We start from the raw sequence: 25,173 nt of genomic DNA, 5'->3' as shown, positions 1-25,173 counted from the left end.
ATACCCGGGGTGGGGCTGGTCCTCAGCCCGGGTCCATTTAAATTTTAGGCGAAGGCCGGGTGAATGCAAATGAACATTATGGTGACTGGCGGAGCCGGGTTTCTCGGCAGTAACTTTATCGGCTATATGCTGGATACCTATACCGATTGCAGAATTATTAATTTCGATAAGCTGACGTATGCCGGAAATCTGGATAATCTGGCCGGCTATTCGTGGCGGTCCGATTACCAGTTTGTGCTTGGCGATATTTGCGATCGTGCGGCTGTAGATAAGGTTTTGCGTCATTATGAAATAGAAGCAATTGTGAATTTCGCAGCAGAGTCCCATGTGGACCGGAGTATAGCAGATCCTTCTGCATTTGCTATGACGAATGTGGTGGGCACACAGACTCTGCTGGATGCCGCGGTGAGTGCGGGAGTAAGACGCTTCGTGCAGATTTCTACAGATGAGGTCTATGGATCGCTTGGCGACACAGGCTGGTTCACCGAGGAATCGGGCTATGCCCCCAATAACCCTTATTCCGCGAGTAAGGCAGCCGCGGATATGTTCATACGGGCTTATTATCAGACCTATGGGCTTCATGTGAATTACGTCCGCTGCTCGAACACATATGGCCCGCGGCAATATCCTGAGAAGCTCATTCCGAGAACCATTACGGATGCCATCGCGGATCGTCCTGTCATCATACACGGGGAAGGACAAAGCATCCGTGACTGGCTGTATATAGGAGATAATGCAGCCGCGATTGACCTTGTGCTGAAGAAGGGAGAGCCAGGTGAGATATACAATATTGGGGCAGAACAGGAGAGGAGGACTATTGATGTCGCCAAGGCTGTGCTTGACCAATTAGGCAAGCCGCACAGTCTGATTTGCTTTACAGAGGACCGTCCCAGCCAGGACTACCGCTATGCCAACAAGTTCGATAAAATCCGGCGGGAATTGGGCTGGTATCCGGTGTGCCGGTTTGAAGAAGGGTTAATGTTAACCGTTGATTGGTATGTCCGCAACAGGCAGTGGTGGTCTCCTCTTCTAACTAAAGATTCACTCCCTGTATCTTCCCGGATTTCGGGATAGAAATTAACATAACGAAGCTTTGAATAAAGGTCGAGAGCTTGTATGCTGGCAAAGCCGCTGGACGGCTTTGCCGATGGCAGGTTTGTACAGTAACGGTTGATATTGATGCTCATCGGGATATGTGAAGGCGGCATGGCTGCCACGGGGAGGTAATGCTTGTCCTTGGGGAGTCCGGCCGGAAATACCGGCTCTGCTGCTCCGCCATTTGAAGAGGGAGAAGAGGGGTTGCCGGATTATGGCCAGGTAATGAGTGTGGAGTGTGTATGGGAAGCGGTTCCTTTACTTAGCTCCTTGGTCGCCTGGCTCCTTGCCTGTCCGGCTCAGGATGACGCGCTCAAGCAGCCTTCGTACAAGCTCCAGGTCTTCTTCTTCCAGCGGAACGCCATCCCAATGCAGCTGCTGGTGGTTAAGAAGTTCCTTGGCGTTGCTGGTAGGCTCCATGGTTTCGGGGTAATCGGTAAGTCCAAGCAGGTAATCGGCTGATGTGTTAAGCTTCTTGGCGATCAGCTGAATCGTTTCCAGTGTAGGCTGCCGGTAACCCGATTCGTAGCCCGCATATGTACTCTTAGCTACACCTACGGTATCCGCTACCTCTTGCATGGAGAACTTGCGTGTTTTTCTAAGTTGCTTCAGGCGCTTGGCAAACATGCTTGCATTCCTCCTACATATCCTCGCTTATCACCATATCGCCCCGCTATGCATTAGATTTGAAGAAAGAACGTTGCCGTTCAAGTATCGTTTTGCAAAAAAAATGATGAAGTCACAAAACTTTCCATGCGTCTTCACATTAAGAGCAATATCGTATTTATCGTGTTAGATTATAGCACAAAACACCTCTCTAACACCATTATCGGCAGGTGAATAGAGGTTGGTTAATGATGAAATATCAGAAAAGTTATATGCAGCTTCGCTGGTCCTTATAACGGGAGGCGGAATAAGTGATCTCAGCCGTCATGGCGTAGCAGGAGGGGTAGATCTCGTGGAGCCTGCAGCCGATAAGAGACTCGCCCAGCATAGCGGCATAGGTGGCGAATTTGCCTTTTAGATATTCGATAATGGCACAGGCATCTCTGGAAGGCAGACGATCAATACCCGGCAGGTTGGGCGGGTTAGCTGCAATGATATCCCGTCCGGCAAAAATAATAGTCAATTTGGAGGGAGCGGCCTCCGAATGCATTTGTTTCAGCCAGTGGTTGAGTGTCAGAACTTCCGTCATTTCGTTCAGCTCGGCTTCTGAAAAATAACCGGAAAGCAAACTCCGTACATTGCCCTCCTCACACTCCGTCAAGCGTTGTTTCCATTCCACGTAATCGCAGCTCAACAACCGGCTCAAATAAGTCATACACTCCACTCCTTGTTTATAATAAAGGCTCTATCTGTTGTATGCCCGTTAGGTTACTGGAATACCATTCCCCGGAATTTTGGATGATGAGAATTAGCTTGTCATGATGCACATTTATCGCAGATGATAATCAGTGGTGAAATACAGGTATTATACATTATGTGAAGAAAGTTGACCACAGCGTTACGTCCAGAAATCCCCAACAATTACATCTAAAGTATATCTGCACAGTCCTGCTTTCACAGGGGCAATTAGAATCAATTATTGTTCGACACATATCGGTTTTCTTCTGCATGATCCTCTTGTTTTTACTGGTTTGCCGGCGGATAATTGCTGTTACCAGTATATGCTCAGCCTTGTATCCGGTTGTTCGAGGTAGGTCTTTCACTGGGGGTTCGACACGCTTCCCGGCGACTAAAGAACCCCCCGTCCAAAGTTGTTGGATAGGTCTGCAGAAGCGGAATGTTGATTTGACAGCGTGCAAGGATATTTCATTTCCTTAAATTTGCCCACTCATCGATGTCAGCTTATCTATACATGGGCTTCTCGGGATTTATAACAGCCTGCCGTAGAAAGCCGTCGGAACGGGAAGGTTGATTTCATATTTGTCGAAGGCTAAAGTAAGAATGACAATCCCATACACGGAGGAAACAGACATGAAGGACCGGATTATGGTCATTTTTACGGGTGGTACAATCGGCAGCCGGGTGAACGGCAATGTCATTGATGTGCATCAGGACACCCCATATGAACTCCTGAAGCAGTACAGCCAGCTTGAAGGCAGCAGGCCGTTTGAGATGGATACCCTGCAGCCGCTGCAGGTGCTGAGTGAGAATATGACCCCGGATAACTGGCTGGAGCTGCTGACTGCTCTTGAGCAGATGGACCGGGCGCCATACGCAGGTATTATCATTACGCATGGGTCTGATACGGTCCCCTATACGGCGGCTATGCTTAGCTATACGGCTAGTCACTACGGGTTGCCGATTGTGCTGGTGGCGAGCAATCAGCCGCTGGGTCATCCCCGCAGCAACGGACTGCGGAATTTTGCGGCAGCTGTAGACTTTATTGCTGATGCCGATATTCCGGGCGTATTTGTATCGTTTGAGAATGAGCTTGGCGACCATGCTATCTATCTGGGCACGAGAATGACAGAGGCACTGCCGTTTAACGACCAATTTGACAGCCCTTATGGCGTGCCGTTCGGCAAGATGGTTGACGGGATATTCGTCCCCGATGAGCATGAGATCCAACCTGAAGTAGCTGGGCTAAGGGCAGCGAGAGCACCGGCGGCAGATCTGCAGCGTATCCGGTTCTCGACGAACATTCTGTATATTCGGCCTTTCCCAGGCTTGAATTACAGCTTGTATGACTTCCGTTCTGTCAAACCAGATGCCGTTCTTCATGGCGTCTATCATTCCGCTACGGCGAGCAGCTTCGCTTCCGAACGTTACAGCAGCTCGATAATCGGGTTTGCGTCGTACTGCCGGGAGCATGGGGTACCGCTGTATGTGGCGCCAGCCAAGAAAGAGGGGTCTGCCTTGTACCGTTCAGCGGATGAGTTTATGAGGGCAGGTATTCTAGGACTTCCGAGGATCGGCATGGAAGCGGCCCTGGTCAAGCTGATGCTGGCTTACGGAGGCTATGATACAGCTGAAGAACGTGCGGCATTTCTGGGACGGAATATATTTTATGAGCATCATGAGGGTGGAAGCTGGTGACGCTGCAGCGGTATGTTGAGAGCTGACTGTAAGAAGGAGACGTCCGGCGGGGAGGCTCCTTCTTGCGGTCAGTGGTTATCTGGGCTCCATATCGGTTGGATCGTGCTGGCCGTGGGCTTCCTGTCCAGACACGGGAGAACCGGAATGCGGGGGCAGCTCTTCGCCCCGGCTCTGCAGCTCACGCTCGAGCTGTCTGATTCGCCGCTGAAGGCGGTACTGCCGGATAATGCCGAATAGTCCGACGGTCAATCCGCCAAGAAGTGTGGAAATAAGAATAACCAGGATAAGCGGCAGGCTGGTCCGGGTAAACCAGAAGTTCACTTCAACGGGTTCGATATTAATAACCGCGAAAATAGCCGTGATTAGGGCAAACAGCAGGGCGGCTATAATGGTCCATTGCACTCTCATGACTCATCCTCCTCTAACAGCTTTGTGCTGAATATTACCCGAATTTTCGTACGGCAACAATGATTTTGTGGCCGAAGGCCGTTTTGCTGCCTGATAGAGGTAATGGCTGTTAGTAGTTTGTGCCAATCGGAGCCGGTGGATGCATGCCATCGCTTGAAGAGTGCAAGTATACCGCAGGCAGGGCTCGTCTTTGAAAACAAGCGCGTGCTTCTTATATTCATGGGAGAAATGGTGTATGATAGAGGGATAGCAATTCACCGTGGGAAAGGTTGGTCACTGTGGAAAACAAAACATCGTCCTCAAATTTTATCAAGCATATCGTTGCAGAAGACGTCAAGACAGGCAGGGTTAACGAGGTTGTTACCCGGTTCCCGCCAGAGCCGAATGGTTATCTTCATATTGGACATGCCAAATCGATCTGCCTGAACTTTGAACTGGCGGATGAGTTCAAGGGAAAGACCAATCTCCGTTTCGATGATACTAATCCGGTGAAGGAAGACACGGAGTATGTGGAGTCCATTCAGGAGGATGTGAAGTGGCTCGGCTTCGATTGGGATAATCTGCGCTTTGCATCCGACTATTTCGAAGAGATGTACGAGCGGGCGGTTCTGCTGATTAAGAAGGGCAGGGCCTATGTATGTGATCTGTCGGCTGAGCAGATTCGGGAATCGCGGGGCACCCTGACGCAGCCGGGTCAGGAGAGTCCGTACCGCAACCGCAGTGTGGAAGAGAACTTGGAGCTGTTCAGCCGGATGCGCGCCGGTGAGTTCAAGGACGGCGAGAAGGTGCTGCGGGCGAAGATTGATATGGCTTCCCCAAATATCAACCTTCGGGATCCGGTCCTCTACCGGATCGCTCATGCTCACCATCACCGGACTGGCGATGCCTGGTGCATCTACCCAATGTACGATTATGCACACCCGCTGGGAGATGCGATTGAGGGTGTAACCCATTCCATCTGTACGCTTGAGTTTGAAGATCATCGTCCGCTGTACGACTGGGTCGTACGTGAATGCGAGATGGAGGCGACGCCTCATCAATATGAGTTTGCGCGCCTCAACCTCACGAATACGGTCATGAGTAAACGTAAGCTTAAGATGCTTGTGGACGAAAGGGTTGTTGACGGCTGGGATGATCCGCGGATGCCTACGATTTCCGGACTGCGCCGGAAGGGCTTCACAGCGGAAGCCATCCGCGCATTCTGCCGTGAGATCGGGGTCGCAAGAGCCTACAGCACAGTTGATGAGCGCATGTTGGAGCATTTTATTCGCGAGGATCTCAAGCTGAAGGCTCCTCGTACGATGGCTGTACTGCAGCCGCTGAAGGTCGTCATAACCAACTATCCGGAAGGACAGGTGGAGATGCTGGAGGCGGAGAATAACCCCGAGAATGAGGAAATGGGCAAGCGCCAGATCCCATTCTCGCGCGAGATCTATATTGAGCGGGATGACTTTATGGAGAATCCCCCTAGTAAGTATTTCCGCCTGTTTCCGGGTAATGAGGTCCGGCTGAAGCATGCCTACTTCATTACATGCCAGGAAGTTATTAAAGACAGCAGCGGAGAAGTGGTCGAACTGCGCTGTACCTATGATCCGGAGACGAAGAGCGGTACGGGCTTTACCGGACGGAAGGTGAAGGGCACCATCCACTGGGTGGAGGCGACCCAGGCGCTTGCAGCTGATTTCCGGCTGTACGAGCCGCTTATCACCGATGAAGCGGAAGATAACGGCAAGCCGTTCCTGGAATGCATCAACCCGAATTCTCTGGAAATTCAGCAGGGATATGTTGAGCCGAACATGAAGGAAGCCAAGGCGCATGATAAATTCCAATTTTTCCGTCACGGCTATTTCAATGTAGATCCGAAGCACACATCGGCAGAGAAGCTGGTGTTTAACCGGATCGTTTCGCTGAAGAGCTCATTTGACGTCAAAGGCTAAAGCGGCAAGCGCAGAACTATAGAATAATCGGAGACCGGGCCGGGTATGGAAGTATACCTGCGGCCCGGTCTTTTTGCTGTGTGCAAGCAGCGGTAACGGGTACAGGTATGCCGGAGGGGTGCCTTGCCAAGAGATTGAAACGGTAGGTATAATAAAGTTATTATTCAAAGTGAATAATCATAGGTTTATAAGTTATTCGTTTTATGCTGCTATTACGATTGCGAAGGAGATTATATGAAACGTACAAAACTGCATGCGCTTGCTGTGATCTGGATCTGCTGTATGCTGGTTGGAGGCTCCGCATCCGTGTCTGCCGCTTCTTCCCCTTCCTCTGTTCGCGTAACGACGACCGCTTTAAAGCTGGTGTTTGACGGTAAGACTCTCAAGCTTCCTGAAGGACAGTATCTGTTCATGGTTAAGGGCAGCGCATATGTTCCCATCCGGTTTGTCTCTTATGCGCTGCTGAAGCAGGTGACATGGAATGCCAAGGACCGTTCCGTTCGGGTCGAGGAGCCGGATCAGGCGGAGCGCAAACGGCTGATAGGCTACTTGAAGGACGCTGCGGTTAAGGACAATCAAGCGGCAGCCAAGGGTGGCGCTAACCTGTCCGTTATTCCGGTGGAAGCTAAGTTTGCTTTCATGGGGGATGAGAAGCGCCTAGCTCCAGGCCAGCAGGTTTACAGCTATAAGGGAACGCTCTATGTTCCGGTCCGCTTCATGTCGGAGTCTGCGGGTGTAAAAATTGTCTGGGATTCCGCCAATAAGCGAATTACAGGGTATTCAGATGCCTATAGGAAGGGACAGAATTCCGCTCTGCCTGCAAAGGGAACCGGTTCAGATTCATCCTCAGAATCTGGCGGAGCATCTGGGGGTGTTCCCGTTACAAGCAAAGGGTCCGATCATGGCGGTGCATCCGGCGGAACGTCGGGTGGCGGTACCCCCGGCGGTGGTGCCCCCGGCGGCGGAGGTGCAGTGGACCAGGCTTATACAGCTATCGTCACCAAAGCGGAAAAGCGTCTTACCGAGCTGCAGAACGCATGCCAGGCTGATATGACGGATTTATTTAACAAGTATTTAAAATCGGAAAGTCAGGATGAGCGGAATAAGCTGCTGGGCCAGGGCGAGGAGCTGCTTGGAAAATGTACAGAGGATTTTGAGGTGATCCTGTCGGAAACGAAGATGGAGCTTGAATCTGGCGGCTTTAGTACAGCCATATTGGAGGAATACCGCAGGTATTTTGAAGAGATGGTCAGTTTGGGAAAAGCTCTTGTGAAAATGCGCGTGGACTGACAGTGGCAGGAGGCTTGTCACAGCATGATCCGAACGTTAGACTGAAGATGAATAATGGAATGGCTTCTGGGCGAGCCGTGGTCATCGGATACGTTATTAGCGACAGAACAGGAATTGTGGTGAAGAGATGAGGGTCAACGGCATTATTCTTGCGGGCGGCCGGAGCAGCCGAATGGGCCGTGACAAGGCGCTGCTGGAGCTGGGGGGCAGGCCGATCCTGGTGCATCTGATTGACCGTGTCGGCCGGTTAATTGGTGATCAAGGCCGTATTGCGATAGCATGCGGCAGCCTGGAGAGGGCGGGACAGTATAAGCGCATCTACCAGGAGGCTCAGTCCGCGGGCAGCCGATCAGCCGAAGAAATACTCTGGGTAACAGACCGGAATAACGGCGAAGGGCCGCTTGCTGGTCTGCATGCGGCGCTCAGTGTTCTGCCGGAGGGTTATGCCTTCACTACTGCATGCGATATGCCGTTCTTGTCAGTATCGCTGTTCGACAGGGAGCTGAAAGCGGCAGTCCGCAGCGGAGCGGATGCCGTACACGCACATGACCAACCGCTGCATGCTCTGTACCATTCTCGGGTGGCAGTTAGGCTTGGCGAACTCTTGGAGAGGGAAGAGCGGCGGTTTATGTCTGCTCTGCGGATGATGCGGTCCGAGTTAGTGGAGCCTTGCGGTGAACAGGAGCGAAGAGCTTTTATGAACATGAATACACCAGTTGATTACGAACGGCTCTTATCCGAAATGGAATAACTCATGCTGTCACAAAACAAGCCGCACAGCTGCGTAATAGCAGCTGTGCGGCTTGTTTATTGAATCGTGACGGGAGATATATTCCTTTAGGTGCGGAATCTGGACATCAGCTCCAGCAGCTCCTGCACCATATCCGCCAAGCCTTCGGATGCCGATGTTATCTCTTCCATTGTTGCCAGCTGCTCCTCAGAGGCGGCTGCAACCTGGTTGGCTTGATCTGCTGCGGCATCACTGACATGACGCAGCTGGCCAAGTGTGGAGGAAACCTGCTCGCTGCCGGCAGAAATCTGCTGTGAGGTAGCGGATACTTCCTCCATCTGTCTGCTGACATCCGAGATTTGCTCTAGGATAAGGGAGAACAAGTGTCCGCTCTCTTTAACGGATTCTGCGCTCTCTGCCACCTCTGTGCTGCCCTGCTCCATGACGTGGACAGCCTTTTGAGTATCCTGCTGGACGGCGGCAAGCATGCTGTTGATCTGCTCGGCGGAAGCTTTGGACTGCTCGGCCAGCTTTCGGATCTCTGCTGCCACTACCGCAAAGCCCCGGCCGTGCTCACCGGCACGTGCCGCTTCAATGGATGCGTTCAGGGCCAGCAGATTGGTCTGGTTACTGATCTGGGTAATCAGACCGGTAATCCGGCCGATTTCCTCCGAACGGCTGTGCAGGGAACGGATTGTTAGCGTTGTTTCCTCAACCGATTGCAGAGCTGATGCCATCCTGCTGCTCGCTTCAAGCATTCGCTGGTTACCCTGCTGTGTCCGCTGGGCAGCTTCCTGAGATGCGCTGGCAGCCGCAGAAGCAGACACCGCGATCCGGTTGACGCCTTCTGCTATCTCATGCATGGACCGGGATGACTCTCTCAGCTCATGGCGCTGAGTTTCGGCGCCGCTGGATACTTCCTGGATGGAGATGGCGATGCTTTCCGAGGCTGAGCTGGTCTGCTCTGCACTCGCGGTCAGTTCTTCAGAGGTAGCACCCACAGATAAAGAATGCTGGGATACCGTCTGCACCATCGTTCTGAGATTATCGCTCATCCGGTTCAGATTGAGCGCCATAGTACCAAATTCATCTTTGGAGTGAACCGGGAGGGTTACTGTTAGGTCACCGTCAGCCATGAGAGTTGCAAGGTGGTTAACCTGGCGTACCTGCTTAACAATATACCGGATAATAAGTGCTGTAACACCAGCTAACATCAGCAGAGATACGGCGGCAATAATCATGGAGAAGGTAAGGTCTTCATAGAAGCTCTCAAGAATCGTTGCTTTCGGAATTACCGTCATGTAAAACCATGTTGTCTCACTGCCGGGTACCCTAACCGGTTCGAACAACCGGAGGACATCGCCGCCAGCTCTATGCTGGTATAACTTACTCTCGCCTCTCTTAAGCTGTTCCCAGGTATCGGGGTTACGATCGATAAAGGAGGTTCCGGCACGTTCGGGCTCAAGCCCATGGGCAATATACTGTCCGTTGCCGGCAATGAGAACGGTATAACCTCCCATTGGTTTTTGTTCTTCGATTTGCCGCTGCAGGGTATCCAGCAGTATGTCACCGCCCACGATGCCGAGAAATTCGCCGCCTTCACCGATTATCGGAAGAATGATGGAGGTCATGGTCATTTCTTTGCCGCCTACCAAGTAAGGAGTAGGGTCCATCCAATATACCTGCTTCGTCCGCTTGGGCTCGAGATAATAATCGCCTGCACCAGGCGTTACATAATCAGGCAGTGGTTCACTGGATATCGCGCCTCCTTCTGAGCGATATACGTAAGGCACGAATCTGCCTGTGGCATCATCATAAGCGGCCTTGTTGCGATTATCTGCGTCTTGGCCATCAAATGCATCCGGTTCCCACAGCGTGTACAGGGCCAGAAGATCAGGATGATTCCCAAGCAAGGAGCTGAGCTGCCTGACAACATCTTCCCGCTGTGCCGGACCGTTCATGCTTGCGTCCAGCAACTGGGTGCGTACGGCATCAAGACGGGAGTGGAGGGTCGCAAGCTGCATTTGCAATGGCTTGGCGGCCTCGGCTGAGGTGTCAGCGGCTACAGCCTCACCGTAGGCCAAGTTGCTGTCATAGGTATTCATTAGGTTATAGCCGATAATAGCACCAAATGACAGCAGAATGATGAGGCCAAAGCCGATTGCAAGTTTATACCCAATCTTCATATCTCTGAATGTTTTCATTAAACTCGTCCTTTCTCATCTGGATCTTCTCCCCTATTTATCGACTTATTTCGACAAAGCTTAACCCCCTTCTTCTGAAGGGGGTTAATTGGCTAAGAATGTGCAAGTGGAGAAGGGAGTGAGGAGCGCACAGGGAAAAGTGATGAGGTGGCCTATTCGCGATATAAATGAAAAAATCACGGGCACGGGCGGCGCTCCCGGGTAGCAGGGGAGTGGTCAGTTCTGCTTCCTGTTTGCCGCGCGCAGCCGTGCCCGCTATTGTGAAGTCCTTATTAGAGCTTGGAATGAGATCGGTTATTCAGGGGGATCTCGTCAGAGGATGCTGCGGGATGCATGCCTTCTGGTCGATCGTGCTGCTGCCTGACTAGTGGTTCCGATTGGACGTACCCCGTATGCCATCAAGCGCTCTAGGCATCAAGCCGTTGACGGGCAGCTAGGAAGCTGCTGAAGGCTGTTCCAATGCCTTGCCGCCATGGCCGACGAATGTCTTCTTCCACTGGCCTTGAACAATAAACATGAGGACCATACATCCGAGGGCGATGCCGCTCAGAATCAGAAAGCCCGGTGTATACGATCCGGTGGACTGATACAGGTTGCCGAGAATCTTGGGCAGGAAGTAACCGCCAAGCCCTCCCGCAGCCCCTACAATGCCGGTTACAATGCCGATCTCATTCTGGAAGCGCTGAGGAACAAGCTGGAAGACCGAGCCGTTGCCTGCACCCAGACACATCATGCCGATGAAGAGGAGCACGGTTACGACGGATAGAGGCGGTATGGATGATACCGATGCCAGCATAATGCCTGCTCCGGCATAGAGGAGCATCAGCATGCGGATGCCGCCGATTTTGTCAGCCAGCCAGCCGCCCACAGGGCGGAAGAAGCTGCCTGCAATAACGCAGATGGTTGTGAAGTCAGCGGCTTTCACAGCGGACAAGCCGTATTCGGTGTTGAAGAATATGGTCAAGTAGTTGGACATGCCGACAAATCCGCCGAAAGTGACACTGTAGAGAATGCAGAACAGCCAGGTGTCACGGTATTTGAGAATGGCAGCATAATCGCCGAGCTTCTTGGGAGCTGGCTGGTTCGGACTATCCTTGGCGAAGATACTGAAGACGACAAAGACGATCGTGATCGGGATGAGGGCAAAAGCGAAGACTATCTCCCAGCTGCCAAAATACTCTGCGATCCGGTTGGCAAATAAGGTTGTCAATACTGTGCCGCTATTGCCTGCGCCGGCAATGCCCATTGCCAGTCCTTGATACTGCGGCGGATACCAGCGGCTTGCCAGCGGAAGCGCGGCTGCGAACGAAGCCCCTGCCATGCCAAGCAGCAGGCCTACATAATACAGCTCATTAAGTGAGTCTACGAATTGCCATGCCCAGACCAGCGGTACCATCGTAATAATCATGCCCATCTGTCCCGTTCGTTTGGGTCCGATATAGTCGGTCAAGAAGCCAAGCACCAGACGCAGAATAGAACCGCCTAATATCGGAAGAGCGACCAAATTCGCTTTTTGTGAGGCGTCCATCGGGTAATCATTCATAATGACGATTACGAGCGGTCCCATCAAAACCCAAATCATAAAGCTGACATCGAAATACAGGAATGCGCTAAATAGCGAGGGCTTGTGCCCGCTTTGCCAAAATCCCTTGTTTTCCATTGTAATACTCCTCTCCCGAATCCATGTTCATGCTTCTCTTGTCTGCAGCCTTGTGATGCTTGCTTGATTGATTGTCTGTCTGTCATTTAACTTGCAGGTTATCCCCGGGGATTTCATAAATCTGATGTAAACATCAAAAGGCCGCACTTCATCCAAAGAGATGAAAGGCGGCCGCATTGCCAACCGGATGCACGTCATTGTGCGTTCCGAATATTTGTCACAGCATTGTGAACTTAGTTGGATTATATGCGAGTCAGTTCTTGTATGTCAACTATACTAACATAAAAAAGTTTGATGATTTGATAATTATGTTCATCCGTGAATAAGCTGATAGACTTTTACAATAGAGGCGGCGATGTCACCGATCCGCTTCCGTTCATTCATAGCCTGCTTGCGCAGAAAGTCATAGGCTTCGGCTTCCGATATACCCTTGATTTCACAGAGCACGGCCTTCGCTTGGTCAATCCACTTGCGCTCTTCAAGCCGCTGGAGCAGCTGCTCCCGTTCCTCAAACCAGCGTTTGCGCTGATGATGTGAGCGGACTGCCCATTTCAAGGCGAACAGCATCTCTGTCTGTGTCATAGTTGGGAATAGGAGGCCATCTAATGAATAGCCCCATTCCATTTCCTGCGGGTAATGATTTTCCTGGCACAGCCACAGGATTGGCAGGCGCTTCATGCCGCTGATTGTTGACTGCCAGTCTGTCATCTTCTCCAGCGGTGTTAAGAGGACAGCGGCCTCGGACACGCTAATGAGCGGAAGAATTTCCTCATCAGACCGGCACCTGTACAAGGTGCGGCAGCTTTGTTTAAGATTGTCCAAGGGTTCAATGGAGGGACTGTCTTCTACAAGCAGAACCGTCTTCAGCATGATTTTCACCTCATTCCACCTTAGCGTAATGGTTATGGTTACACGTGTAATAAAATATAACATATATGCAATAGGGTGTCGATGTGAAGATAGTTTCAAAATTAATGTTAGGTATATTGACATAAAGAAAGGGACCTCGTATACTGAGTACATCAGTGAATGTTCTGGCACAACGGCGTGCCGCGTTCCTCGGCAATGAAGCCTGCTCCTTGAAACAAGGGGTGGGCTTTTCATGTTTTCATCCAACTATTTGCCTGAAGGCAAAGCGATGCAATGTCTTTGTTGTCTGCAGGCTGAACAGCACTGGAGCTGGTGCAGCACAGCGGGGAATTGCGCCACAGGAGGAGAGGCTATTATGAAGAAGAAACTGGTCATGATCGGCAATGGTATGGCAGGTGTCTCATTCGTGGAGCAGCTGCTGAAGCTGAACCCGAACCGTTATGATATTACAATAATCGGTGCGGAGCCGCACCCCAACTACAATAGAATCATGCTGTCTTCCGTACTGGCGGGGGACGCGAACATGCAGGATATTGTACTGAACGACTGGAGCTGGTACAGCAGCAATCATATTGAGCTTCATACCGGACAGGCGGTAAACCATATTGATACGGCGGGGCGGACGGTTACAACGGATAAGGGGCTGAAGGTCGTTTATGACGAGCTTGTACTCGCAACCGGCTCTCTTCCATTCATGCTGCCGCTACCGGGTGCTGATAAGGAAGGTGTTATCGCTTTCCGGGATATTAAGGACTGCGAGACGATGATCGAGACGGCCAAATCCTATAAGAAAGCTGTTGTAATTGGCGGCGGCTTGCTTGGTCTGGAAGCAGCACGCGGACTTCTGAATCTTAACATGGAAGTGAGTGTCGTCCACATTCACAACTATTTGATGGAGCGTCAGCTGGACTTGACGGCATCCAGAATGCTGCAAGCAGAGCTTGAGTCCCAGGGGATGCAGTTCCTTCTGGAGAAGCATTCGGATGCGATCATTGGCCGCAAGCGTGTGGCGGGCCTGAAGTTCAAGGACGGAACTCATGTAGAGGCGGATCTCATCGTCATGGCGGTTGGAATCAGGCCGAATGTGCAGCTGGCGAAGGAAAGTGGCATTGAAGTGAACCGCGGCATTGTGGTCGATGATCAGATGCGTACCAGCATACCGAATGTATATGCAGTCGGAGAGTGTGCCGAGCATCGCGGCATTGCTTATGGCCTGGTTGCGCCGCTGTATGAGCAGGGGGCGGTTCTTGCGAAAAGCCTTGCTGGCGTAGAGAACGAGGGCTACCAAGGATCCGTTGTTTCCACAAAGCTTAAGGTATCCGGCGTTCATGTATTCTCGGCGGGCATCTTCACGGATGAGCCGGGGACGAAGGCGCTGCGGGTACAGGATGATTTGGACGGTGTTTATAAGAAGGTTGTATTCCGCGACGGCAAGGTGGTGGGCGCCGTGCTGTTCGGCGATACGGCCGACGGCTCAAGGCTGTTCTCGCTGATTCGCAGCGGTGAGGATTTCAGCGGACGGGAGAAGGAAGTGTTGTTCGGTACAGGGGGCGGTTCAAGTCCGGCAAGCAATGAAGACCTCGTGACGGCCATGAGCGGGGATGAAATCGTATGCGGCTGTAACGGCGTAACGAAGGATACCATCGTGGAATCCATTACCGAGAACGGCTGCGTCAGCTTGAACGAGATCAAGGCGTGCACCAAGGCATCGGCATCATGCGGGGGCTGTAAACCGCTGGTGGAGGCGATTTTGACGGCCACGCTTGGGGCAGATAATGTGCAGACGGTCAAGGAAGGCATCTGCGGCTGTACCCGGCATACCCGGGATGAGGTTGTAGAAGCGATCAAGCGGATGCGCCTGACCACCTCCAAGGAAGTTATGCATGTGATGGAATGGGATAACCCGGAAGGCTGCTCCAAATGCCGTCCTGCTCTCAACTACTATCTGGGCATGGTATGGCCGGAAGAGCATGATGATGAGCCGGAATCCCGGTTTGTTAACGAGCGCAACCACGCGAATATTCAGAAGGACGGCACATTCTCGGTCGTGCCGCGGATTTACGGGGGCGTGACAACGCCGGACGATCTGCAGAAGATAGCCAGTGTGGCGCAGAAGTATCAGGTGCCCCTGGTCAAAATAACGGGCGGTCAGCGGATTGACCTGCTTGGCGTCAAGAAAGAGGATCTGCCGCAGGTGTGGAAGGAATTGGATATGCCGTCCGGCTATGCGTACGGCAAGGCGCTCCGCACAGTCAAGACCTGTGTAGGCTCTACCTTCTGCCGCTTCGGCACCCAGGACTCAATTAAGATGGGCATCGAGATGGAGAAGCGGTTCGAGCGGCTGAATACGCCGGCCAAGGTAAAGCTCGCAGTATCGGGCTGCCCGCGGAACTGCGCAGAATCGACGATCAAGGATCTGGGCGTCGTGGCGATCGATGGCGGCAGCGAAATTTATGTCGGCGGCAACGGCGGTACCAGAGTGCGGGCGGCAGAGCTCCTGGTCAAGGTAAAGACGGATGAAGAGGTGTTGGAGTGGACGGCAGCTTATCTGCAGTATTACCGGGAAACGGCTAACTTCGGAGAGCGTACAAGTGAATGGGTTCAGCGGGTTGGTCTGGATACCGTCAAGAAAGCGCTGGAGAAGAAGGAAGACCGTGAAGCGCTTGTCAGCCGGATCGATAAAACGCTCGGCTTGATGAAGGATCCTTGGAAGCAGATTATTGAGAATGACGAACTTCGCTCTGCGTTCGACGCTCTGACGGCTGCGCCGGAAAGAGGTGCCGGTGCAGCTGGAGAGCCAGTGGACGGCAAGGTGATTTTATCGGATAAGGACCGCTAGGAAGCGGTGTGGAAGTGCAGCTTGGGACCGGCAGCATGCCTGCCAACAAACGAGGGGAGAGAGCGACCATGAAAAAATTCAATATTGGCCACATCTCGGAGTTTCCGGAGCGCAGGGGCCGCGTCTTCCGGATGGGTGAACTGGAGCTGGCGCTGTTCAAGCTGTCGGATGGCACTGTGAAGGCCGTAGAGAACCGCTGCCCGCACAAGAACGGCAAGCTGTCGGAAGGTATGGTGTGCGACCACCATGTGTACTGCCCGCTTCACGACTGGAAGATAGACCTGGAGGATGGGATGGTTCAGGCGCCGGACGACGGCTGTGTATCTACCTATCCGGTCACCGTAGATGAGAACGGTCATGTCATTCTCGACTTGAATGGGGTACAATCATTGGTATCGTAATGCGGGTATGCCATCGGAGCGGCCCGTAAGACACCACCACCCATACAAGGAGGCGGCGTGAATGGCGCGCTTGGAAGGCATAACGGTGGCCGTGACCGGCCCGCGCAAGGCAGAGGACATGAGCCGTATGATTGAGAAGTTTGGGGGGCGGGCGGTAATCCGTCCTGCCCAAGGCACCGTATTTGTGGATGATTCGCAGATTGAAGAGCAGCTGAAAGGGCTGATTGCAGACCCTGCAGATTGGCTTGTCCTGACTACCGGTGTGGGTACCGAGGCGTTGTTGAACAAGGCTTCGCAGCTTGGGCTTGAGGAAGATTTCATGGCGGCGCTGCGTCAGATGAAGCTCGCTGCGAGGGGTTACAAGACCGTTAATGTTCTGCGGAAGCTCGAATTGACGCCGGCGGTTCGGGATAACGACGGCACAACAGCCGGACTGCTGGAGGAGATGGCTCCGTATGAGCTTCAGGGCAAGCGGGTTGCACTGCAGCTCTACGGCGATCCTGCTCCCCGGGTAACAGGTGCGCTGGCTGCCAGGGGAGCGCTCTGTGAGGAACTGCTCCCCTACCAGCATATCCCCCCAGAGGATTCTGTCGTCGGACAGCTTATAGAAGAGATAGTTGGCGCAAAGGTGCAGGCAGTCGCCTTTACCAGTACGGTTCAGGTCCGGTATGTGATGCAATCGGCGGCACAACAAGGAATGCTTGATGCAATGCTGGCCGCATTTGATGATGGCGTGCTGGCCGTTGCGGTCGGTAAGGTGACCGCTGAGGCGCTCTATGAGGAAGGCGTGAAGCGTGTGCTGTTTCCGGAGGAAGAGCGGATGGGCAGTATGATCGTGGCCATGTCCAGGCATTTTGGCGGCCGTTCAGAGCAGGATGCCGCCGACGAGCTTGCGGCCGGGGAATGTGCAGCTGACCAGCCCGCCGACCGTACGAAGAAGCCGGGGGAGCAATAAGAGAATAGAAGCTTCCCTTGCGGCTTGTCTGTACTAGAGAAGGGTGGCCGGTCTAGAAGGAGGCGTGCTTATGAGTGAGAGAGGGTTCGTATATTTAACTGGAGCAGGCCCGGGAGACCCGAAGCTGATCACAGTTAAAGGTCTGGAGTCGATCCGGGAAGCGGAAGTGCTGATCTATGACCGGCTGGTATCGCAGGAGCTGCTGCATGAGGCATCGCCTCACTGTGAAATGATCTATGTCGGCAAAGCATCGGGCCACCATACCATGAAGCAGGAGGATATCAATGACCTCATCATTCGGCATGCGCTTCGGGGCAAGGTTGTTACCCGGCTAAAGGGAGGCGACCCGCTCGTATACGGACGCGGCGGCGAAGAGGCGCTCTGTCTGGCAGAGCGGGGGATCCTGTTCGAGGTTGTACCGGGGATTTCTTCCTGCATCGCGGCACCCGCTTATGCCGGTATCCCGGTAACGCACCGTAAGCTTGCCGCCTCCTTCGCAGTCATAACCGGGCATGAATGCACAGGCAAGACAGGCGCCTGCGTGGATTGGAGCTGGGCGGCAGGGGCCGAGACGCTCGTGATCCTGATGGGGCTGCAGCAGCTGCCTGCCATTACGCAGAAGCTGATGAGCGAGGGCAAGGCACCGGATACGCCGATCGCTCTCATCCAGAGCGGCTCATTGGAAGAGCAGCGCGTGGTGACAGGTACGATCGCTACAATTGTCGAGCTGCAGGAGAAGGCGCAGCTGAAAAGCCCGGCGACCATTGTGGTCGGGCCGGTCGTTGCACTGCGGGGACAACTGCTCGGGATGGAGGACTATCCGCTAGGAAAGCTTGACCATCTCCTCGCGAGTTTGGCTTGAAATATGTAATGGTCGGTCGGAAGCTTATTCCTGACCGACCATTTTGCGTTGTTAGGGAAACACCAGTAAGACATCCTCTAACTCAAGACGGCTGTTCCTTACCATAATTCAAACCTAATTGATAAGCTTGGTTAAGCAGCAGCTCATGATGCTCGGCAGCGGAGTTCATAGTCTCATATAAAAATTCAACCCTCGAATTGGTAATGCCGCAATAATCTGCAATCCCCACATTAAGCAGATGAGTAATCGATTCATCGTAGTTACGCTTTTTCATCTGTTCTTCGGATACGCCCGCCAAACCAATCCACAAGACATGCTGATGATGGAGCTGGTTCGCCCCGTACGCAAACCCGTTGTTCCATACACGGTCAATATAACCTTTTAGCATCGCTGGCAGATGCCACCACCAAACTGGAAATATAAAGGCCAGGGCATCATGCTCCTTCATTCGCCTTATCTCTGTTTCTACCTGAGGAGAAAAGGTTTGTTCCGTAGCTGACCAATCAGGTTCATCTACACCTTTTAAGACAGGATCAAAGCCATTTCTGTGTAAATCCAATATCTCATAATCGTGGCCTGCCTCTGTGAGACCTTGGACGAAACGATCGGCAACCTTAAAGGTCAGGGATTCTTTTCTCGGGTGCGAAACGACGCTTAATACTCTCATACTTGTATTTCACTACCTTTCTTGTCAGCTATCTTGTAGCCATCATCAATGGCTGATGCTATTATAAACAGTACTGAAATATTCTGGAAGTACGCACTTTTAAGTTCTATAGGGAGCTTCATGTGCCATAGGTACATAGAAGTTCCTGCATAGACGGACTGGTATTTCCTTAAATAACGGACTGAAGTGAAAGAAATGGTCTTAGCAAATACAGCCAATCCACGGAGGGATAAGTGATGACTGAAGAGAGGACCAGTGTTCAAAAGAAGTACAGAGTTGGGGTGGAGGCTGCATTAGAAGTGATGGGGGGGAAGTGGAAGCCTTTAATTATTTATCATCTGATGACAGGACCAAAACGAACGTCTGAGCTGCGACGGTTAATGCCTGGCATTACGCAAAAAATGCTGACCACCCAACTAAGGGGTCTGGAAAAGGACGAGATTGTTGCGCGAAAGGTTTATAACGAAATGCCGCCTAAAGTGGAGTATGAGTTAACTTCCTACGGCTGGGGATTAAAGCCCGCGCTGGACCATTTATGCTACTGGGGAGAGAGTCATCTCGAAAAGGTTTATGGCGACAAATCCAAGGTCTTGGAGGATTTTGGAGGCTGTATAGAGTAATGCTTACATCTATATAGAGTCGTTTGGTCTTGCAGGAGGAGGGACATATCTTATATAATTCACCTAACTAACGTTAGTTAGTCGATAGTAGACGGACAATAAGGGGGTGTACCATGTCGGCAAGCCAGATCAAGGCAGTGGCGCGCGAGATGTTTGCGGAATCAGGATATGACGGAGTGAAGCTGGCTGAGATCGCCAAGGCGGTCGGTATTAAGACGCCGTCCATTTATGCGCACTTTGAATCGAAGGAGCAGCTGTTCCTCAGCTTATTTGCGGAGGCAGCGGAGAGTGAACGCTGGCGTCTTGCCAACTATGTGGATCAGTCAACCTCGCCATCGGGGCCGCTCGAGGACAGGCTGAAGGCTGTTTATGATTATTATACAGACCCTGAAGCGGGAGGCATGCAGGCTTTTCTGAAGAAAACGATGCTGATGCCGCCAAAGCTGCTAAAGCCGAAGCTGCAGCATGATTTTATACAGTATGAGAAGGGTGTAAGCGAGATGCTGGGCGGGATGCTTCAACAAGCGATGGAAAAGGGTGAAATACGTGAACAGGCGGCACAGCCGCTTATTAATGTATTTTATGCACTTATTGACGGGCTGCTTGTGGAGAGTCAGCTGTATAGCAGGGAAATATACCGGGAAAGACAACAGATGATCTGGCAGTATTATTGGCAGAGCGTGAAGGGATGAGATGGTTATGGCATGGCTGCTGCTGTTCTTGGCGGGCATACTTGAGGTTGTTTGGGCATTCGGTTTGAAGCAGTCGGAGGGGTTCACGAGGCCACTGCCAAGTGTGGTTACAATCGCGCTGCTTGTACTGAGCTTCTATCTTTTCGCCAAGGTGATGAGGCGGATTGAGATTGGCACAGCGTATGCGGTGTTCACGGGAATTGGTACAGCGGGGACCGTAATCGTCGGTATCTTGTTTCTTGGCGAGCCTGGGGGCTTTTGGCGGCTGTTCTTTGTGCTGCTGCTCCTGGGAGGCATTGTGGGGCTGAAGATGATCTCAGGAGATGGAGCGGGGACGGCGGAAGCGGGGTCCGATAAGGCAGAGGGCCAGATTTCTGGACCTGATTCTAATGTGAAGAACGGGAATTCGCCGCAGACCGGAGAGGGGTGAGAGAGTCATGGCATGGATTTACCTATTAATATCAGGGCTGGGAGAAGTGAGCGGTGTCACCTTCCTCAAGCTTTCAGACGGTTTTCGCAAGTGGAAGCCGGCAATCGGCGCGGTTCTGTCCGGGTTTGTCAGCTTCTTCTTTCTCTCCAAGGCGTTGCAGGACATTCCGATCAGCACGGCTTATGGCATATGGACGGGGATCGGCTCGGCGGGCAGCGTCATTCTGGGTATGGTGGTATTCAAGGAATCGAGGGCGGCGCTTAAGCTGCTGTTCATTGCAATGATCATAGCAGGTGTTGCCGGGTTGCGGATTGTCGGAGGGATGCATGATTAAATTTCTCTGCAGCACAGCATAAGAGACATCCAAGTTTATCCGTGTAAGCGGGATGCTGTTCTTGACCGAAAGAACTATTCCATGTATGTTTACTTACAATAAGTAATTAACGATAAAGAGGAGACGTGCCGATGATTCCAGCTTTGTTCCTGTCGCATGGTTCCCCGCTGCTTGCCATAGAAGATTCCAGCTATACTGATTTCCTTGCCCGGCTTGGAAAAAGCATGAGGCCAAAGGCCGTCATTGTATTTACCGCCCACTGGGAGGAGCCGGTTACCACGATATCACGAATGGACGGAAGCTATGATACGATCTATGATTTTGGGGGTTTTCCTCCAGAAATGTACACAATCAAGTATCCAGCCCGAGGTTCCATAGAAATTGCGGATCGGCTGGCTGCTCGCTTAGGCCAGCACGGTATACAGACGCGGATGGATAACAAGAGGGGGCTGGACCACGGCTCGTGGACGCTGCTTAGACGGCTGTACCCGGAAGCGGATATTCCGGTCGTGCAGGTCTCTGTCCATCCATTCCTGCCGCCTGCTGAACAGTTCCGGATCGGGGAAGCGCTCAGAGGGCTCGGTGAAGAAGACATCCTGGTTCTCGGCAGTGGAGCTACCGTTCACAACCTGCGGCAGCTGCGCTGGGACATGCAGGAGCCGGAGGAGTGGGCAGTGGCATTCGATGACTGGCTTGTTCATACCATCGGTAGCGGTTCCTATGAGGATTTGTTCCGCTACAGGGAGATTGCGCCCCATGCAGAGCGGGCGGTTCCACGTGAGGAGCATTTTGTCCCGCTCCTGCTGGCACTGGGCAGCAAGAGTGAGCAGTCGGAGAGCAGCGTAATCTATCGCGGTTATGATTACGGCTCTCTGAGTTACCTGTGCCTCTCCTTCTGAATCACAAGTTATTGCGATTGAGACAGGTACGGCAGGGTTAATAGGAGATAAAACGAGGAGGAGCGGCGCATGATCGAGATCGGACTGGCCGGCTGGGGGGACCATAATTCCCTGTACACCGAACCCGGTTCAGCCAAGAATAAGCTGGTCACCTACAGCAACTGGTTCAGCTGCGTGGAAGTCGACAGCACGTTCTATGCGATTCAGCCGCTCCGCAACATGGAGAAGTGGACGGCTGAAACTCCTCCAGGGTTCCGGTTCATCGTGAAGGCATACCAGGGGATGACAGGACACACTAGAGGACCCGCACCGGAGGGACAGGCGGCGGATGAGATGTTTGCAGCGTTCAAAGCTTCGATTGCTCCAATGATTGAGGCGGGCAAGCTGCGCGCGGTATTGTTTCAGTATCCGCCGTGGTTCGATTGCACGAAGTCTAATGTGCAGGAGCTGAGGGAGACCAAGGCGAGGATGGAAGGAATACCGTGCGCCTTGGAGTTTCGTCATCAGAGCTGGTTTGAAGAAGGCATGGCAGAGCGCACGCTGGACTTTATGCGGTCTGAAGGCTGGTACCACACAGTCTGTGACGAGCCCCAGGCGGGCAAAGGCTCGGTGCCGATTGTGGAGGCTGCCGCCGCCAACGGGATGACGATGGTCCGGTTCCATGGACGCAATGTGGAGGGATGGCACAGCGCAGGCCAGCCCAACTGGCGGGAGGTTCGTTACCTATATAATTATAATGAGGCAGAGCTGGCGGAATGGGCGGAACGCCTGAAACGTCTGGAGAGTATGGCGGATGCCGTCAGTGTAATCTTCAACAATAACTCTGGCGGGCATGCGTCAGCCAATGCGCTGGAGATGATGAAACAGCTGGGACAGACGCCGCCAAGAGGGAGCTTCAAGATTAGGCGTCAGCCGGAGCAGCTGGAACTTTTTACACTGACGGATGAAATCATTGAATAAAGCTACTATACTGTATAGTGATACCATTACATCTAAAGGAGATATGCATAATATGGTTGAAAGCAAACAGATCACTGGTCTATCTGACCGAGTGGAGTTAAATAATGGCGTACATATGCCTTGGTTTGGGCTTGGCGTGTTCCAGAGCAAGGAAGGGCAGGAAGTGGTTGATGCGGTGACATCTGCCGTGCAGCAGGGATACCGCCTGATCGACACCGCTGCGGTATACGGTAATGAAGAGGGCGTCGGCCGCGCGATCAGGGAGTGCGGTACAGACCGTTCCGAGCTGTTCATAACCACGAAGGTGTGGAATTCAGACCAGGGATATGACTCGACGCTGCGTGCGTTCGAGGAAAGCCGAAAAAAACTCGGTCTCGAGACTATCGATTTATATCTGGTACACTGGCCGGTTGCCGGCAAATATAAAGAGACTTACCGGGCGCTTGAGAAGCTCTATAAAGACGGAGCCGTTCGCGCCATTGGCGTCAGCAACTTCCAGGTTCATCATCTGAAGGATCTGCTTGCAGATTGTGAAGTCAAGCCGGCGGTGAATCAGGTGGAGTATCATCCGCTTCTGACACAGCGTGAAGTGCTCGACTACTGTAAGGAACAGAACATCCGGCTTCAGGCCTGGAGTCCGCTGATGCAGGGCAACCTGGATGTGGCGCTTCTCAAAGAGCTTGGCGGTAAATATGGCAAATCTCCTGCACAGATCGTACTGCGCTGGGATCTGCAGACAGGTGTCTTAACGATTCCAAAGTCGGTTAAAGCCGAGCGCATTGCATCGAATGCGGATATCTTTGATTTTGAACTGACAGCAGACGAAGTGAAGCAGATCAGTGACCTGAACCGCAATCACCGGTTTGGTCCAGATCCGGACAATTTTAATTTCTAGAGTGATAGCTGCTTACTCTATAGACAGGCCGTATCCGGCGGGAAGCCGAATGGAATGGCTGCGAGCAACGCACACTATACATGGAGGACGGCTGTTTACGGCATCCATTGACAACTTCAACTGTAACTGATATTATTACAGTATAAAGCGGGGTGCCGTGATGAACAGCGAATTCACAATAGCCGTCCATAGCCTGGTCTTGCTGGCTCATCTGCCGGAGCGGATGGCTTCAAGCGAGACAATCGCAGAGAATGTACAGACCAACGCAGCCAGGGTCCGCAAAGTGATGGGTGTTCTCCGCAAAGGCGGATTCGTCGAGACAAGAGAGGGTACACGCGGCGGGTACAGGCTAACGATTGATCCAGCGGTCGTAACGCTGGCTGATATCTACCGTACTATGGCGCAGGGTTCGGTAATGCCGAGCTGGTGCTCAGGTGATCCGGATATGGATTGTGTCGTCGGTTCCAATATGCGGTCTGTCATGAATAGCATTTTCTGTGCTGCCGAGCGGCAGCTGGAGAAGTACTTTGAAGATATTACGATATCTTCCGTTCTAGGGCAAATCCAGGAATGTGTTCCTGAAGCGGCAGATCAGGTATGACGGGATTCCCCTAAACATACATGAAATTCTAAGGAGAGGATGATTATCATGGCAGTAGCTTTGACAAAAGACAATTTTGCGAAGAGCATTGAAAGCGGCGTAGCGCTGGTAGATTTCTGGGCACCATGGTGCGGTCCTTGCAAGATGCAGCTTCCGATCGTTGAGGAGCTTGCAGCTGAGCTGGAAGGTCAAGCGACCATCGCTAAGATTAACGTGGATGAAGAGCCTGAGCTCGCTTCCCAATTCGGCGTTATGAGTATTCCTACTTTGATCCTGTTCAAGGATGGACAGCCGGTTGACAAGATGGTTGGCCTGCAGAGCAAGGAATCGCTTAAGACAAAAATTCAAAACCAATAAGCTTGCGACGGCCTGATTGGCCAGAGTACGCTTATGGGGAATATTGCAAAATTAAACGGCCGCCTGGCTGCAGGCTTTCTGTTACTGGAAAGCTGCAGCCGGGCGGTTTTTTTTATTAGAAATGCGGGTAAGTAAATCTTTGGGTGCTTTACGAAATGGACAGTGCAGGCAGATGGCAGCCCGAATTACTTGTGATTCTTGTTCTTATTGCTGAAATTGCTTACGGTTTCTGATCCTTCAATCGTATCGTTAACAAACGCCATATCCTGATTCTTGGCATGCATGTTTGTAGTACCCTTATAGTTCCCTTTGTGGGTTTTGTTTTCCACGGGATCGCCTCCTCCTATGGTATTGGGATACATGAGGAGTATATCCGGGGGGCAGCCCAGCCATTAGTAGGAATTGATTCCAGTGTTTCATCCCTT

27 protein-coding genes are annotated in these 25,173 nt (G+C 52.3%); 19 read left to right on the top strand and 8 right to left on the bottom strand.

Annotated features, from left to right (window positions below):
- Positions 1–63 precede the first annotated feature (63 nt).
- Entirely contained in the window at positions 64–1,074 is a 1,011-nt protein-coding gene (rfbB, locus tag L1N82_RS11430; RefSeq protein ID WP_328284475.1) for a dTDP-glucose 4,6-dehydratase, read from the top strand.
- A 279-nt stretch (positions 1,075–1,353) separates the two neighbouring features.
- Here the strand turns inward: rfbB and L1N82_RS11425 are convergent, their stop codons facing one another.
- Together L1N82_RS11425 and L1N82_RS11420 are read right to left on the bottom strand one after the other, a co-directional pair.
- A complete protein-coding gene (locus L1N82_RS11425; RefSeq protein WP_235287517.1) occupies positions 1,354–1,722 on the bottom strand; it encodes a helix-turn-helix domain-containing protein in 369 nt (122 codons plus the stop codon).
- 247 nt (positions 1,723–1,969) lie between these two features.
- Entirely contained in the window at positions 1,970–2,416 is a 447-nt protein-coding gene (locus L1N82_RS11420) for a hypothetical protein (RefSeq protein WP_235287516.1), read from the bottom strand.
- 656 nt (positions 2,417–3,072) lie between these two features.
- Between L1N82_RS11420 and L1N82_RS11415 the strand changes: the two genes are divergently transcribed.
- Positions 3,073–4,137, top strand: coding sequence for an asparaginase (locus tag L1N82_RS11415; RefSeq protein ID WP_235287515.1), 1,065 nt, complete (start codon positions 3,073–3,075; stop codon positions 4,135–4,137).
- A gap of 75 nt (positions 4,138–4,212) precedes the next feature.
- On the opposite strand, the gene L1N82_RS11410 is transcribed toward L1N82_RS11415, so the two are convergent.
- Positions 4,213–4,545, bottom strand: coding sequence for a LapA family protein (locus tag L1N82_RS11410; protein ID WP_235287514.1), 333 nt, complete (start codon positions 4,543–4,545; stop codon positions 4,213–4,215).
- Between the two features lie 269 nt (positions 4,546–4,814).
- Between L1N82_RS11410 and L1N82_RS11405 the strand changes: the two genes are divergently transcribed.
- The 3 genes from L1N82_RS11405 (at position 4,815) to mobA (ending at position 8,523) form a co-directional block, all read left to right on the top strand.
- The gene (locus L1N82_RS11405) at positions 4,815–6,482 is read left to right on the top strand and encodes a glutamine--tRNA ligase/YqeY domain fusion protein (protein WP_235287513.1); all 1,668 of its coding nucleotides are present in this window, start codon (positions 4,815–4,817) and stop codon (positions 6,480–6,482) included.
- A 234-nt stretch (positions 6,483–6,716) separates the two neighbouring features.
- Positions 6,717–7,772 carry a copper amine oxidase N-terminal domain-containing protein gene (locus L1N82_RS11400; RefSeq protein WP_235287512.1) on the top strand — a complete coding sequence of 352 codons (1,056 nt, stop codon included), beginning with the start codon at positions 6,717–6,719 and terminating at the stop codon, positions 7,770–7,772.
- 127 nt (positions 7,773–7,899) lie between these two features.
- Positions 7,900–8,523 (top strand): molybdenum cofactor guanylyltransferase, encoded by a 624-nt coding sequence (mobA, locus tag L1N82_RS11395; protein WP_235287511.1) that lies wholly within the window; start codon positions 7,900–7,902, stop codon positions 8,521–8,523.
- 86 nt (positions 8,524–8,609) lie between these two features.
- Here mobA and L1N82_RS11390 read toward each other — a convergent pair whose 3' ends face one another.
- Positions 8,610–10,688 (bottom strand): methyl-accepting chemotaxis protein, encoded by a 2,079-nt coding sequence (locus tag L1N82_RS11390; RefSeq protein ID WP_235287510.1) that lies wholly within the window; start codon positions 10,686–10,688, stop codon positions 8,610–8,612.
- A 185-nt stretch (positions 10,689–10,873) separates the two neighbouring features.
- On the opposite strand from L1N82_RS11390, the gene L1N82_RS11385 reads away from it, so the two are divergent.
- The gene (locus L1N82_RS11385; protein ID WP_235287509.1) at positions 10,874–11,074 is read left to right on the top strand and encodes a hypothetical protein; all 201 of its coding nucleotides are present in this window, start codon (positions 10,874–10,876) and stop codon (positions 11,072–11,074) included.
- A 65-nt stretch (positions 11,075–11,139) separates the two neighbouring features.
- Here L1N82_RS11385 and L1N82_RS11380 read toward each other — a convergent pair whose 3' ends face one another.
- Complete coding sequence (locus L1N82_RS11380; protein ID WP_235287508.1) at positions 11,140–12,366, bottom strand: nitrate/nitrite transporter; 1,227 nt, start codon at positions 12,364–12,366, stop codon at positions 11,140–11,142.
- Between the two features lie 312 nt (positions 12,367–12,678).
- Entirely contained in the window at positions 12,679–13,236 is a 558-nt protein-coding gene (locus tag L1N82_RS11375) for an ANTAR domain-containing response regulator (protein WP_235287832.1), read from the bottom strand.
- Between the two features lie 355 nt (positions 13,237–13,591).
- Here L1N82_RS11375 and nirB point away from each other — a divergent pair, with 355 nt between their 5' ends.
- The 4 genes from nirB (at position 13,592) to cobA (ending at position 18,293) form a co-directional block, all read left to right on the top strand.
- Positions 13,592–16,075 (top strand): nitrite reductase large subunit NirB, encoded by a 2,484-nt coding sequence (gene nirB / locus L1N82_RS11370; protein ID WP_268821937.1) that lies wholly within the window; start codon positions 13,592–13,594, stop codon positions 16,073–16,075.
- Positions 16,076–16,143: 68 nt separating this feature from the next.
- The gene (nirD, locus tag L1N82_RS11365) at positions 16,144–16,476 is read left to right on the top strand and encodes a nitrite reductase small subunit NirD (RefSeq protein ID WP_235287507.1); all 333 of its coding nucleotides are present in this window, start codon (positions 16,144–16,146) and stop codon (positions 16,474–16,476) included.
- A 61-nt stretch (positions 16,477–16,537) separates the two neighbouring features.
- The gene (locus L1N82_RS11360; RefSeq protein ID WP_235287506.1) at positions 16,538–17,431 is read left to right on the top strand and encodes a uroporphyrinogen-III synthase; all 894 of its coding nucleotides are present in this window, start codon (positions 16,538–16,540) and stop codon (positions 17,429–17,431) included.
- Positions 17,432–17,501: 70 nt separating this feature from the next.
- Positions 17,502–18,293 carry a uroporphyrinogen-III C-methyltransferase gene (gene cobA / locus L1N82_RS11355; protein WP_235287505.1) on the top strand — a complete coding sequence of 264 codons (792 nt, stop codon included), beginning with the start codon at positions 17,502–17,504 and terminating at the stop codon, positions 18,291–18,293.
- Between the two features lie 82 nt (positions 18,294–18,375).
- Here the strand turns inward: cobA and L1N82_RS11350 are convergent, their stop codons facing one another.
- Positions 18,376–18,960 (bottom strand): NAD(P)H oxidoreductase, encoded by a 585-nt coding sequence (locus tag L1N82_RS11350; protein ID WP_235287504.1) that lies wholly within the window; start codon positions 18,958–18,960, stop codon positions 18,376–18,378.
- 236 nt (positions 18,961–19,196) lie between these two features.
- Between L1N82_RS11350 and L1N82_RS11345 the strand changes: the two genes are divergently transcribed.
- The 9 genes from L1N82_RS11345 (at position 19,197) to trxA (ending at position 24,748) form a co-directional block, all read left to right on the top strand.
- Positions 19,197–19,580 (top strand): winged helix-turn-helix transcriptional regulator, encoded by a 384-nt coding sequence (locus L1N82_RS11345; protein ID WP_235287503.1) that lies wholly within the window; start codon positions 19,197–19,199, stop codon positions 19,578–19,580.
- A gap of 113 nt (positions 19,581–19,693) precedes the next feature.
- Complete coding sequence (locus L1N82_RS11340) at positions 19,694–20,272, top strand: TetR/AcrR family transcriptional regulator (RefSeq protein WP_235287502.1); 579 nt, start codon at positions 19,694–19,696, stop codon at positions 20,270–20,272.
- 7 nt (positions 20,273–20,279) lie between these two features.
- Positions 20,280–20,702 (top strand): DMT family transporter, encoded by a 423-nt coding sequence (locus L1N82_RS11335; protein ID WP_235287501.1) that lies wholly within the window; start codon positions 20,280–20,282, stop codon positions 20,700–20,702.
- Positions 20,703–20,709: 7 nt separating this feature from the next.
- Positions 20,710–21,036 carry a DMT family transporter gene (locus tag L1N82_RS11330; protein WP_235287500.1) on the top strand — a complete coding sequence of 109 codons (327 nt, stop codon included), beginning with the start codon at positions 20,710–20,712 and terminating at the stop codon, positions 21,034–21,036.
- Positions 21,037–21,167: 131 nt separating this feature from the next.
- The gene (locus L1N82_RS11325; protein ID WP_235287499.1) at positions 21,168–21,935 is read left to right on the top strand and encodes a DODA-type extradiol aromatic ring-opening family dioxygenase; all 768 of its coding nucleotides are present in this window, start codon (positions 21,168–21,170) and stop codon (positions 21,933–21,935) included.
- A 69-nt stretch (positions 21,936–22,004) separates the two neighbouring features.
- On the top strand, positions 22,005–22,895 hold the full coding sequence (locus L1N82_RS11320; RefSeq protein ID WP_235287498.1) for a DUF72 domain-containing protein: 891 nt from the start codon (positions 22,005–22,007) through the stop codon (positions 22,893–22,895).
- Between the two features lie 52 nt (positions 22,896–22,947).
- Entirely contained in the window at positions 22,948–23,790 is an 843-nt protein-coding gene (locus L1N82_RS11315; protein ID WP_235287497.1) for an aldo/keto reductase, read from the top strand.
- 160 nt (positions 23,791–23,950) lie between these two features.
- Positions 23,951–24,391: an RrF2 family transcriptional regulator gene (locus tag L1N82_RS11310; protein WP_235287496.1), complete on the top strand. Its 441-nt coding sequence runs from the start codon at positions 23,951–23,953 to the stop codon at positions 24,389–24,391.
- A gap of 48 nt (positions 24,392–24,439) precedes the next feature.
- Positions 24,440–24,748: a thioredoxin gene (gene trxA, locus L1N82_RS11305; RefSeq protein ID WP_235287495.1), complete on the top strand. Its 309-nt coding sequence runs from the start codon at positions 24,440–24,442 to the stop codon at positions 24,746–24,748.
- Between the two features lie 185 nt (positions 24,749–24,933).
- Here the strand turns inward: trxA and L1N82_RS11300 are convergent, their stop codons facing one another.
- A complete protein-coding gene (locus L1N82_RS11300) occupies positions 24,934–25,077 on the bottom strand; it encodes a hypothetical protein (RefSeq protein WP_235287494.1) in 144 nt (47 codons plus the stop codon).
- Between the last annotated feature and the right edge of the window lie 96 nt (positions 25,078–25,173).

Source organism: Paenibacillus tarimensis (assembly GCF_021532315.1).
GTDB classification, from domain to species: domain Bacteria; phylum Bacillota; class Bacilli; order Paenibacillales; family Paenibacillaceae; genus Paenibacillus_I; species Paenibacillus_I tarimensis.
Note: the sequence above shows the minus strand (reverse complement) of the source record. Positions and strands in the feature narration are given on the sequence as shown.